Consider the following 11,749-nt stretch of genomic DNA (forward strand, 5'->3'; position numbering starts at 1 on the left):
GCCACGGATGCGGGCGGAACCTATGCAGCGAAATTGGCCTTGTCAACTTAAGATGATTATTTTAGTCACCTTTTAATCGACAAAAATCCACGCCTTCGACACTCCCGAACAGGTTGCACGTAGGATTGGGGCCATAACGTCCCGTGCGGGTAAATTGCCAACGGAGGCGTTCTGTCGTGCGAGAGCCCAACTGCGGACCGCGACGACTGTCAACTTGCCGGTCTTGACGGGGATGGACCCGACGATCCCGTATTGTTGCTGATGCAATCTATGGCTGATTTACGGGATCGCTCGGCAATCATCTGACGCTTTGTCGCTGCTATGTTGGTGCGTACCAAGGGTTGATAACGTTAAGTCCTGCGGCTTCGAAGGGACTAGAGTCGCGGGTAGCGACAATAAATCCGTTCGCCGCGGCAATTGCGGCAATATAGGCATCTGCTTTACCGATTGCCCGACCTGCTGCGCGTGCTCGCGCCATTAATTCCGTATAGCTCTGTGACGCAGCCATGTCGAAGGATAGAACGCGTCCTGAAAATAGAGGCAGAACTTCCTGTTCTAGTCGATCGTAGAGGACTGTCTTTCGCCTTCCTCTAGGCATCGCGGCAATGCCGAACCGTAATTCAGCTACTGTAATCGCTGAAACGAACAGCGTTTCCACTGCTTGGGCATCGATCCACGCCAGCACCTGATTATCGGGTGTGGGCTTCCATGGCTCCGAGATGACGTTGGTATCGATCAGGATCATTCGAAACTCATAGGTTCCGCAGGCGTTTTGTCTCGGACGAGCTGCAGATTATCCACGTCGTTGTTGGAAAGCCCTGCCTCGCGTCCGATTGATGCTAGCAACGAGCCCAACATCACGCGCTCAGCTGGCCGTACCGCTGTTTCTAGGATGTCACGGATTTCTGCTTCGGTACTGCGGCCGTGATGAGCTGCCCTCACTCTCAAGGCACGATGTGTCTCCTCAGACAAATTGCGTATTGTAACTGCTGCCATCGATTGCACTCCCTTAATGCTGATGGTCATGCTATCAATATATGGAAGGTGATATCACCTGGCAACTCTTCGAATTGGTTTGGAATGACGCTTTTTGAACTGCGACAAATTGCAACCGTCATCCACATCCATGCGCAACCTTTGCCACTCGACCGTGGTCAAGCAGTATCAACGGACGGAGTAGGAGGGGTATTTCGACCGCAAATGCCGCTGAAGTGGCTCGCCGGATAGGTCGGCCAGCGGACTTGCGCAAAACCCCATCGCCCTCACTTGAGCAACTGCCACTCCCATTAGAGCCGCCGGCCAATTACGGGATGAGACCCGTGGTCCGATAGGCCCGTATTGTCCGGTCATAGATGCCGATGTCCCGGCAACCGCGCGCGACCAGCTGCGCGCCTTCGATAGCAGCAAAGATCGCCATCGCGCACTCCTGCAGATCTTGCTCGCCCGTCGAGGGCCTCGCGCGTGAGAGGATCTGGGTGAGCCATCCGACGTTCATCTCCGCGAATCTATCGACCTCGGCTCTAACGTCCGCAGGAAGGCCGTCGAGTTCCGCGCTCATAATGCCGCACAGGCACATGCGATTATCGTTGGCCAGGGCGGCGCGAAAGATCGCCGCGTATCTGTCCATACACCAACTCGCATCGTTGGAAGTCGCCAGCAGCTCCGCCAGGTAGGCTGCGCCCTCTTCGGTATAGCGACGCGCCAATGCGGCGCCGAGGTCGCCCTTGGTTGGAAAATGGTAGTGCACGCTGGCGCTTTTGATCCCGACCTCTTTCGCGAGTTCACGAAAGCTCAGCGCATTGTAGCCATGCGACTGCACCGTCGCTTTTGCGGCGGTCATGACCGCCTCGCGCATATCCGTCTTGGTTTTTGCCATCGTCGCTCCGTACCTATCACTCGATAGATAGTTGTTGACGTCGAAAAAGGGAAGAGTTAATCGATTGATCGTAGTCTATCTATCGATAGACAGATAAAGGAGTTTCCTATGAAAATCTTCGATCGCCCCGGCTTTCCCAATCCGGCCCGCATCCGCATCGTGCTCGCCGAGAAGGGGTTCGAACCGCAGGTCGAGTTCGTCTCCGTCGACCTCATCGGCGCCGAGCATAAGCAGCCGGCTTTCCTCGAAATGAACCCCTCGGGCGTGCTCCCGGTCCTCCAGCTCGAGGACGGCACCTACATCGCGGAGGCCACCGCCATCACCGAATACCTCGACAATCTCGACGGCGATCCGCGGCTCACCGGCAAGACGCCGAAGGAAAAGGCCGTCATCCACATGATGCAGAAGCGGGCCGAGACCGAGCTGCTCGATGCGGTCGGCAACTACTTCCATCACGCGACGCCCGGCCTCGGCGCCGAGCTGCAAGTGTTCAAGAGCCCGGAATGGGCTGGCCGTCAGGACTGGGGCAACCGCCAGCGCGATAAGGCGCTAGCCGGCATGGGGTATTTCGACACGGTGCTGCAGGACCGTTCGTTCGTCGCCGGCGATGCATTCTCGATGGCCGACATCACGGTGTTTGCCGGGCTGATGTTCGCGGACGCCGCCGGCATTGCCATCCCTGAAGATCACTCCGTGCTGAAGTCCTGGCGCGCAAAAGTCTCCGAGCTGCCGAGCGTCAAGAATCGCAGCGGCCAGATGTTCGTCGCGGAGGATCTGCGCAGGCTCGGCTTCTGATCCACCCGCACGAAAGCGGTGCGAACACGGCACCGACGCCCAACCACATTCGCCAATCGCGCCGCCCAGGCGGCATAATTCTCACGGAGTTTCCTCATGTCTACGATCCCAACACCCGACAGAACTTCCCGGCGCAACCTGCTGAAAGGGACCGCCATCGCCGGCGTCGGACTGGCGGCGGCCGGTGTCAGCGCGAACTCGGCGGCGGCAAAAACGCCCGCGTCAGTCCATGCCGGGAAGCCCACAGGCGATCGCTTGGTCACGAAAGACGGCACCAGCCTCTACTTTAAGGACTGGGGCACCGGTCCGGCCGTGGTGTTCAGCCACGGCTATCCGCTCTCGTCCGACGCCTGGGAAGACCAGATGTTCTTCCTGTTGCAGAACGGCTATCGCGTCATCGCCCATGACCGTCGGGGTTTTGGCCGGTCGAGCCAGCCGTCCAGCGGTTACGACTACGACACCTTCGCCGACGATCTGGCGCAATTGGTCGAGGCGCTCGATCTGCGCGAGGCAACTTTCGTCGGTCATTCGATGGGCGGTGGCGAGGTCGCACGCTATGTCGCGCGCCACGGTCAGAGCCGCGTCGCTAAGGTCGCCTTCGTCGCTTCGGTGACACCCTTCCTGCTGAAGACTGCGACCAATCCTCACGGTGCTCCCAAGGAGCTGTTCGATACGTTCCGCGCCGCCGTGCAGGCAAACCGGTCGCAGTGGAATCTCGACGTCACCATGCCGTACTACAGCTTCAATCGTCCGGGGGCGCATGTCTCGGAAGGCCTGCGGGAGAGCTACTGGCGGCAGGGACAGGCAACCGGCTTGCCTGCCGCCTACCATGCGCTCGGGGCGTTTTCGGAAACCGATTTCCGCGATGACCTCAGGAAGATCACCGTTCCCGCGCTGGTGGTCCACGGCAGCGACGACCAGATCGTGCCGCTGGAAATCTCCGCGAAGTTGACCGCGGGGCTCGTTCCACATGCCAAGCTCATTGTCTATGAAGGCGGCTCGCATGGGCTGCTGCACGTCGACAAGGACCGCTTGAACGCCGACCTGCTGGCGTTCCTTCGCGGTTGATGGCGTGCAAAGGCCGGGGGCCGGCCTAGCCCGACCCCCGGCCTTTGCGTAGGATCGAATGCGGGTCTGGCAATCAGGACGCCGCGATCTCGTTCACCGACGCGTCGTAAAAGAGATCGTCACCAAACTCCTCCCCGACGATGCCGCCCAGTTCTGCCGACAGTGACACCGCGGCGTCCAAAGGCGCAAACGTCATCGTCACCCGCTGCACGAGCCCGGTCTCGTCGCGCTCGATGACCCCCACCGCTTCCAGATCGAGGCCGGTGCGAAGTGTTGCCTGATATTGCAGGAAATGGCGCGGATCGATCGCACCGTAGAAGGTGAGCTGCTGCGAGGCGTAGAGCGTGCCGACGGCCTCGACCAGGCGCTTGATATTGTCACGGCCCGAAACCGGACGGCGCAGGACCGTCCCTCTCAGTTCGGCGTCATCGGCAAGATCATCGAGGAATGGGTGCTTTTCTCCGTTGCTTCCCGTCATGTCGTTTCTCCGGAAGGCGTGATTTCTGGGGTGGCCGCGTGAGCGCGTTCCAAACTCAACACCGACCTTGCGGAGCATAGTGTGTAATTGCACTTCAAGCAATGAGCCTTGGAATAGGGATGTGGTGAGCCTGCTACTTTGTCTGTCGAACGCCGAGGTTCGGGCTTGACACTGTGCAATTGCACATTTAGATGTACCCCATGCCGACACCTGCTGGTCCCCATCTCTGTTACGCCCTCGCCGCCCGCCAGAACGCTCGGCATCTGAGCCGTCTTTACGACAATCATCTGGCGCCTGCCGGACTGTCGGTCTCGCAGTTCTCCATCCTGTCGCTGCTAGAAGCCTACCAGAGCCTCAAGATTACTAGTCTGGCCGAAATGCTGAGCATGGAGCGCACGACTCTGGTCCGCGCGCTGAAGCCGCTGCAGATGGCCGGATGGGTTGTCGCCGGCAGAGCCGACAGCGGCCGCGCCTTCGATGTCACACTCTCCCCTTCGGGCGTTGCAAAGGTGGCGGAGGCAGTCCCCCTTTGGGAAAACGCCCAGGCCGCGTTTGAGCGGGAGGTCGGACAGGACCGTGCCGTGCGCATGCGCGATGAAATTCTGGAGTTGAACCTCGGCGGGTAGCTCCCTTTTTTACCTGAAAGTGTGTAATTACACATATCATGACGCAGCCAAACACAAGGAGATAGAAATGACTGACACGTTCCTCGTTACCGGCGCGACCGGTGAGACTGGCCGCTACACCGTCCAACGTCTGCTCGAAAAGGGTCATGCCGTCAGGGCCATGGTCCACAAGGAGGACCAGCGGGCCGAGGCGCTTCGCAGCGACGGCGCGGAGGTCGTGGTCGGCGACCTCTTCGAGCATGACGACGTTATCCGCGCCGCCGCCGGCACCGCCGCCGCCTATTTCTGCTATCCCGTCCGTCCCGGCATCATCCAGACGACGGCATATTTCGCCGATGCGGCCAGGCGCGCCGGCCTCAAGGCCGTAATCAACATGTCGCAGATCTCCGCGCGCGAGGACTCCAAGAGTCATGCGGCGCGCGATCACTGGATCGCCGAGCGGGTCTTCGACTGGTCCGGCGTTCCCACCATCCACCTGCGGCCAACCTTCTTCTCGCAATGGCTGCTCTATCCGTTTGCGCGCAAGACGATCGTCGAACAGAGCATCATCGACCTGCCCTATGGCGCTGGCCGTCATGCTCCCATCGCTGCCGAGGACCAGGCCCGCCTCATTGCTGCGCTTCTGGTGGAGCCGGCCGCCCATATCGGCAAGACCTACACGCTTCATGGGCCGACCGAGCTTGACCAGCCGGGCATCGCCGCAGCCATCAGCGAGGTGCTCGGCCGCAAGATCAGCTACCGGCCGCTGACCATCCCCGCCTATCGCGATCGGCTGGAAAAGTTCGGCCTGCCGGAATTTTTGATCCAGCATTTCTGCGCGATCGCCCTCGATTACCAGAACGGCATCTTCTCGGGCGCCGACAAGATCATCGCCGAAGTGACGGGCGTGCCGCCGATGACCGTTCAGGACTTCGTCACGTCGCACCGGGCAGCCTTCAATACGCCGAACGCTGCGGCGTAAGCCGCTCCAGCATTGCCGACAGGACATTGGCTTCACCGGGCCTGAAGCGCCGGCTCCGTCCAACACGCTGGTGGCGGCGCGATGCACGCGCCGCCCGGCCAACCTTCCAGGAGAAGCAAGTTGAACATCGACCTTTCAGGTAAAGTCGCCCTGGTTACAGGATCCACCGAAGGCATCGGATTTGCCATTGCCCGCGGCCTCCATGAGGCGGGCGCAGACGTGATCATCAACGGCCGCACCCAGCAAAAGGTCGATGCAGCGGTGGCGCGCCTCGGCGGCCGTGCGCGCGGTCATGCGCTCGACCTCGCCAGCGCCGAGGGATGCGACGCCATGATCCGGGCCGAACCCGCGCCGGACATCGTCGTCAGCAACCTCGGCATTTTTCTGCCTCTGGATTTCTTCGAGACCGACGATGCGATCTGGGACCGCCATTGGCAGGTCAATGTCATGGCAGGCGCACGCCTGGCGCGCGCCTACCTTCCGAAAATGGCTGCCAAGTCGTGGGGGCGCTTCATCTTCCTCGGTTCGGAATCCGCCTTCAATATACCCGTCGAGATGATCCACTACGGCGTCAGCAAGACCGCCGACGTCGCTGTCGCGCGCGGTCTCGCCAAGCGCATGGCCGGCACGGGAGTAACAGTGAACTCCGTATTGCCTGGCCCGACCATGTCCGAAGGCGTCGCCGAGATGCTCAAGGGGCATGTCACGGCCGAGCGGTCCCTCGAGCAAGCCGGCATCGACTTCGTCAAGACGCATCGTCCCACCTCCATCATCGAGCGGCCGGCAACCGTCGAGGAGGTTGCGAACATGGTGGTCTACGTCGCGTCTCCCCAGGCGTCCGCGACGACCGGTGCGGCGCTGAGAGTTGATGGCGGCGTCGTGGACTCGCTCGTCTAGCGCCCGATCGAAACGCACGCCCCGCCGGTTCTCCGGCCTTCAGATCGCAGCAGAACCGTTAGGCTACAGGGTCCCCGGACCTTCCCTCCTGGGCTCCTCGACCAGCTCGGTCGGCAGAGATCAAGGTGGCCGTAAAACGTCCAAATTCCAAACTATTTTCTACGAAATCATTAGAGAAAGAGAACGACCTGTCTTTCTTCAGTCCGTTTACATGCTTTATGTTTCAAACGTGGCCTCGTCGACCTCTTGGCGACGCCACACGCTAGTCCGCATTGGTCATAAATCAGATTTGGGAAGAGAGATGACACGATACGTTATCGTGGGGGCAGGCGCGGTGGGTGCGAGTCTTGCTGCGCAGTTCGAACTTTCCGGCATCACATACGCGCTCGTCGGACGCGGCGCACAGATCGGCCATATAAAGAGGTATGGTCTGAGCTACCAACGTCCCTCTGGCAAGCGACAGATCGGGCTTAACGCTTTCGACCTCAGCGACCCGCCCAAATTGACCCTCGACGATATCCTGTTGTTGACGGTCAAAACTCAGGACGCGGCAAGCTCCCTGGCCTCCTGGTCATGGCGTCAAGTGTCGGATTCAGCGGGTGCAACGGCTGCCAGTCTCCCCGTCGTAACCTTTCAAAATGGCTTGGCGACAGAAGCGATTGCGCTCAGAACTTTCGCCAGGGTTTACGGAGCGAGTATTCTGACGCCTGCACGGTTTACCGAAACGGGCTCTGTTGCGGTGGCGGGTGATCCGCAGGTCGGCGTGGTCACCATAGGGCGTTTCCCGTCGGGTTCTGATGAAACAGCTGAACAGATTGCGGCGGACCTCAACCGCGCCAATTATCTGGCGGAAACCAGCAATGATATCCGCCGTTGGAAATCAGCCAAACTTCTTCACAACGTTCGAAACGTCTTGGAATTGTTCGTTGGCGCCGAGGATCTCCGCGTCTCAATCGCCGACGCGCTGGTCAATGAAGCTCGCCAAGCTCTTGAGGCTGCCGGTTATAACCTCGCCTCACCCTCTGAGCGGACTGCAGATCTTTCAGGGTGGCGCATAGCTCAGGACAGTGGCATCCATCCCGGTCAACAGTCGACTTGGCAGAGTTTCACCAGAGGCGCTTCGAGTGAAGTCGATTTTCTCAATGGCGAAATCGTCTTGCTGGGTCGTTTGCACAATATTCCGACACCCTACAATGAGGTTGTCCAGAATCTTGCTGGCAGATTGGAGCATCAAGGCGACTTCAAGAAAGCACTGGCGCTTGACGCGATTCAATCACTTGTCGGCAGGCCCTATCAGGTGAGCAACACCGGTCTCGCCGCAACGACCTGATTTGTCGCCGCCTAATTGTTCAACAATGCAACCACCAACCTGAAGCGATCCAATGAGAGAACCCATATCAGATCAGATCCTCGCCGCAGCCGGCGGGCTATTTTACAGCGAAGGTATTCGGGCTGTTGGGATAGATCGCATTATCGAAGAAGCGAAAGTTGCAAAGGCAACGCTATATCGACACTTCCCGTCCAAGGATCATCTTGTTGCAGCGTATCTCCAGGATCGCCACGAACGTGTTGTTCACTCCTTGCAGGAGGCCTTGGACGCGACGGCTGCTCCGAGAGACCAGGTCAGAGTTATTTTCGAGCGCCTGTATGAAAAGGCCGACAGCCCGGAGTTCCGGGGCTGCGCATTTGCTCTTGCGGTGGCCGAGCATGGCGACTCAGAACGCGTCGTGTCCGTCGCCCGAACGCACAAGAAGGCCGTGAGCGACATCTTCCGCGCCATTATCTCCAAAGCCGAATTGGGGCCTGACCAGACTGCTGCTCATCTATCGCTTCTTTATGAAGGCGCGCTTGCGACGGTGGCAGTCGGACGTGATCCAACAGCGGTTCTCGTCGCCCGAGACTGCGCACTTTCTGTATTCGACGCCGCAATCCCACACGACCGGACATCTTGAGAGCACCAGAATATGACAAAGATCATTGACTATTTCTTCGGCATTGGCTCGCCATGGGCCTTCATCGGTCTGGACCCATTCGCGGCACTCGCTTCCGAACAAAACGCTACGATCCGCCCCTATGTCATCCCCCTGATTGAGGATAATGGCGCCATCTATTCTCGTAACCGGCCGGAGGCCCGTCGAGCCTATTGGACGAAGGATCTCAAGCGTTGGGCAGCCGTCCGGGGCAAAACGCTGAACTTCGAAAACCGTGCAGCCTTGTCGGATCCAACGCCCGCCGGCTTCATGATCCTTGCTGCAATCGATGCCGGCGAAGACTGGCTCAAGTTGACGAAAGCGCTGCAGGAGGCCTTCTGGTTGCGCGGAGAAAATATCGGTGACGCAGAGGTCGGTCGCGCGATCGCGGATGCCGCGGGCTTCGATAGCGCAGCGTTGGATGAGCGTGCCCAGAGCGACGCCGTGTTGTCGATTTGGAAGGCCAATTACGAAACGGCCAAGGACGCTGGTGTGTTTGGGCTGCCGACATTCCGTTATGAGGACGAGCTTTATTGGGGGCAGGACAGTCTGCCCTTCCTCGAACGCCACCTGAAGGGTGAAAAGCTCGTCGCCTGATCCATCGCGAAACATGTCATGAACCCGGAAAAATCCTTCCGGCCAGTCTGAAAACGGCTTGACCGCCGAGGATACTGTCAAATGAACAGGTTCAAGACCCATAGCTCCCATTGGGGAGCATTTTCAGGCCGATACGAAAACGGAGGCCTTGAGATTCGGCCACATCCCGGCGATCCGGATCCATCGCCATTGCTGGGCAACATTCCGGCGATCGCCCATAGCCCTATGCGTATCAGGCGGCCGGCGATCCGGCGCGGCTGGCTCGAAGGCACGCCGGATCACGCGCAGGATCGCGGAGCCGACGACTATGTCGAGGTCAGTTGGCCCCGCGCAGCGGACCTTGTCGCAAAAGAGCTGCAGCGCCTTTACGGAAACTTTGGTCCGGAGGCCGTGTTCGGAGGATCCTACGGCTGGTCGAGTGCCGGACGCTTCCACCATGCGCAAAGCCAGATCCACCGGTTTCTCAACGTGTTGGGCGGTTACGTCAGTTCCGTCAACACCTACAGCTCCGGCGCAGCAATGGTCATCCTCCCGCACGTGTTGGGACCATACGACCATTTCGACCGCAAGAGCGTCACCTGGGATGCGATCGAGCGGAGTAGCGAACTGATCGTCGCGTTCGGTGGAATGGCGACCAAGAATGCGGATGTGCATGGCGGCGGTATCAGCGCGCATATCGTGCGCCAAAAGCTGAACGGTGCGAGCGCCCGCGGCGCCCGCTTCGTCCTCATCAGCCCGCTGAAAGACGATTTCCCCGCTGAGGTCAATCCGGAATGGCTGTCGATCATACCGGGCACCGATGTCGCGCTGATGCTCGGCCTTGCGCATGCGCTCGTCAGTGACGGACTGCACGACCGCGGATTTCTCGACCGCTATACCGTTGGCTACGAGCGTTTCGAGGCCTACCTGCTTGGCCGGAGCGACGGTGTGGAAAAGAACCCGGAATGGGCGTCCCACATTTGCGGAATCGGCGTCGAAACCATCCGGGATCTAGCGCGTGCCATGGCGGGCGCCAGGACGTTGATTGCCGTCAGCCATTCTCTCCAGCGAGCCGACCATGGAGAGCAACCTGTCTGGATGGGCGTCGTGCTGGCAGCAATGCTCGGGCAGCTCGGACTGGATGGCGGCGGCTATGCCTATTCCCTCGGCGCTTTGGGGAATATCGGTAAGGGCCAGCTTGGCGTTCCATTGCCGACCCTTAGCCAGTTCAAAAATCCCGTGGCGGATTTCATTCCCGTCGCGCGTATCGCCGATATGCTTCTCAATCCAGGCGACATATTCCACTATAACGGCCACGCGATGCGTTATCCCGATATTCGCCTCGTCTATTGGGCGGGAGGCAACCCGTTCCATCACCATCAGGATCTCAACAGGCTGCGGGCGGCGTTCAAGAGGCCGGAGACCATCATCGTGCATGAGACGGCCTGGACGTCCTCTGCACGCCACGCCGATATCGTGCTGCCGGCGACGACCACGCTCGAGCGTGACGATATCGGTGCGGCGGACCGCGATCCGCTGATGGTCGCCATGAAGAAGCTGATCGAGCCGGTCGGCGAAGCACGGGACGATTATGAGATCTTCTCCGAGATCGCGCGCCGTCTCGGCAAAGTCGAAGAGTTCACCGAAAACCGCACCAGCCGGGAATGGCTAACCGTTCTTTTCGAAACAACGCGCAAGGCGCTCGTAGCCGGTGGACACGAAGCTCCCGACTTCGAGACGTTCTGGGAACGCGGGGAGATACGCCTGCCGCTCAAACCCGACGACGGCGGACCGGCGCGTGCCTTTCGAGATGATCCGCTTGCATCTCCGCTGCAAACGCCATCCGGAAAAATCGAGATCTTTTCGCAGACGGTCGAGAGCTTCGGCTACGACGATTGCCGCGGCCATCCGCGATGGTATCCTCCCATGGAGGCAGCGGGCGATGAAAGCAACTATCCGCTCCATCTGGTCTGCAATCAGCCGCATCAGCGGCTGCACAGTCAGCTGGACTACGGCGATTTCAGCCGTTCCACCAAGATAAAAGGCCGGGAACCCGTTCGCATCAACCCGGTTGACGCGGCCAGGCGCGGCATCTCGGATGGCGATATTGTCAGGCTGTTCAACGCGCGCGGCAGTTGCCTTGCGGCGGCGGTGATCAACGAAGGCGTGCGAATAGGCGTGATGCAGCTTGCGACGGGTGCCTGGTTCGAGCCGAACGACCCGACCGCCGAGAAGTCCATGTGCATCCACGGCAACCCGAATATCCTCACCCGCGATGTTGGAACCTCCCAATTGGCCCAGGGCTCGACCGGACAGCTTACCAGGGTAGAGGCAGAGCGGTTCGCCGGCGAACTACCTCCTGTGCGGATATTCGAGGGGATAACGTTCTTAGACGAGGCTGAGAGGTCCAGCACGAAGGCCCGCAACCAGTAGATCGGCTTCACAACCGCGGCGAAGGATGCACTGAGCCCGGAAAAGCTGATCCTCACACACCCAGAAACC

13 protein-coding genes are annotated in these 11,749 nt (G+C 59.9%); 9 read left to right on the top strand and 4 right to left on the bottom strand.

The window, feature by feature from the left end; all coding sequences use genetic code 11:
* Positions 1–319 precede the first annotated feature (319 nt).
* The 3 genes from CUJ84_RS25450 to CUJ84_RS25460 all read right to left on the bottom strand — a co-directional run bounded on the left by CUJ84_RS25450 (position 320) and on the right by CUJ84_RS25460 (position 1,876).
* Entirely contained in the window at positions 320–745 is a 426-nt protein-coding gene (locus CUJ84_RS25450; protein ID WP_105008487.1) for a type II toxin-antitoxin system VapC family toxin, read from the bottom strand.
* Complete coding sequence (locus CUJ84_RS25455) at positions 742–996, bottom strand: FitA-like ribbon-helix-helix domain-containing protein (RefSeq protein WP_105009160.1); 255 nt, start codon at positions 994–996, stop codon at positions 742–744. The genes CUJ84_RS25450 and CUJ84_RS25455 overlap by 4 nt, the downstream gene beginning before the upstream one ends.
* A gap of 307 nt (positions 997–1,303) precedes the next feature.
* Entirely contained in the window at positions 1,304–1,876 is a 573-nt protein-coding gene (locus tag CUJ84_RS25460; protein WP_105008488.1) for a TetR/AcrR family transcriptional regulator, read from the bottom strand.
* Between the two features lie 108 nt (positions 1,877–1,984).
* On the opposite strand from CUJ84_RS25460, the gene CUJ84_RS25465 reads away from it, so the two are divergent.
* Together CUJ84_RS25465 and CUJ84_RS25470 are read left to right on the top strand one after the other, a co-directional pair.
* Positions 1,985–2,671, top strand: a complete 687-nt coding sequence (locus CUJ84_RS25465) for a glutathione S-transferase family protein (RefSeq protein ID WP_105008489.1) — start codon at positions 1,985–1,987, stop codon at positions 2,669–2,671.
* Between the two features lie 96 nt (positions 2,672–2,767).
* On the top strand, positions 2,768–3,739 hold the full coding sequence (locus CUJ84_RS25470) for an alpha/beta fold hydrolase (RefSeq protein WP_105008490.1): 972 nt from the start codon (positions 2,768–2,770) through the stop codon (positions 3,737–3,739).
* A 73-nt stretch (positions 3,740–3,812) separates the two neighbouring features.
* Here CUJ84_RS25470 and CUJ84_RS25475 read toward each other — a convergent pair whose 3' ends face one another.
* Positions 3,813–4,217 carry a hypothetical protein gene (locus CUJ84_RS25475; protein ID WP_105008491.1) on the bottom strand — a complete coding sequence of 135 codons (405 nt, stop codon included), beginning with the start codon at positions 4,215–4,217 and terminating at the stop codon, positions 3,813–3,815.
* 200 nt (positions 4,218–4,417) lie between these two features.
* On the opposite strand from CUJ84_RS25475, the gene CUJ84_RS25480 reads away from it, so the two are divergent.
* From CUJ84_RS25480 to CUJ84_RS25510, 7 genes are all read left to right on the top strand, one after another.
* The gene (locus CUJ84_RS25480) at positions 4,418–4,843 is read left to right on the top strand and encodes a MarR family winged helix-turn-helix transcriptional regulator (protein ID WP_105008492.1); all 426 of its coding nucleotides are present in this window, start codon (positions 4,418–4,420) and stop codon (positions 4,841–4,843) included.
* 67 nt (positions 4,844–4,910) lie between these two features.
* Positions 4,911–5,804: an NAD(P)H-binding protein gene (locus tag CUJ84_RS25485; protein WP_105008493.1), complete on the top strand. Its 894-nt coding sequence runs from the start codon at positions 4,911–4,913 to the stop codon at positions 5,802–5,804.
* A gap of 120 nt (positions 5,805–5,924) precedes the next feature.
* Entirely contained in the window at positions 5,925–6,701 is a 777-nt protein-coding gene (locus CUJ84_RS25490; protein WP_105008494.1) for an SDR family NAD(P)-dependent oxidoreductase, read from the top strand.
* Between the two features lie 301 nt (positions 6,702–7,002).
* Positions 7,003–8,031, top strand: a complete 1,029-nt coding sequence (locus CUJ84_RS25495; protein WP_105008495.1) for a ketopantoate reductase family protein — start codon at positions 7,003–7,005, stop codon at positions 8,029–8,031.
* Positions 8,032–8,083: 52 nt separating this feature from the next.
* The gene (locus CUJ84_RS25500) at positions 8,084–8,653 is read left to right on the top strand and encodes a TetR/AcrR family transcriptional regulator (protein WP_105008496.1); all 570 of its coding nucleotides are present in this window, start codon (positions 8,084–8,086) and stop codon (positions 8,651–8,653) included.
* Between the two features lie 12 nt (positions 8,654–8,665).
* Positions 8,666–9,268: a 2-hydroxychromene-2-carboxylate isomerase gene (locus CUJ84_RS25505; protein ID WP_105008497.1), complete on the top strand. Its 603-nt coding sequence runs from the start codon at positions 8,666–8,668 to the stop codon at positions 9,266–9,268.
* A gap of 81 nt (positions 9,269–9,349) precedes the next feature.
* Complete coding sequence (locus CUJ84_RS25510; RefSeq protein WP_105008498.1) at positions 9,350–11,680, top strand: molybdopterin-dependent oxidoreductase; 2,331 nt, start codon at positions 9,350–9,352, stop codon at positions 11,678–11,680.
* The last annotated feature ends 69 nt before the right edge of the window (positions 11,681–11,749 follow it).

This window comes from Rhizobium leguminosarum (assembly GCF_002953715.1).
GTDB lineage: Bacteria > Pseudomonadota > Alphaproteobacteria > Rhizobiales > Rhizobiaceae > Rhizobium > Rhizobium leguminosarum_V.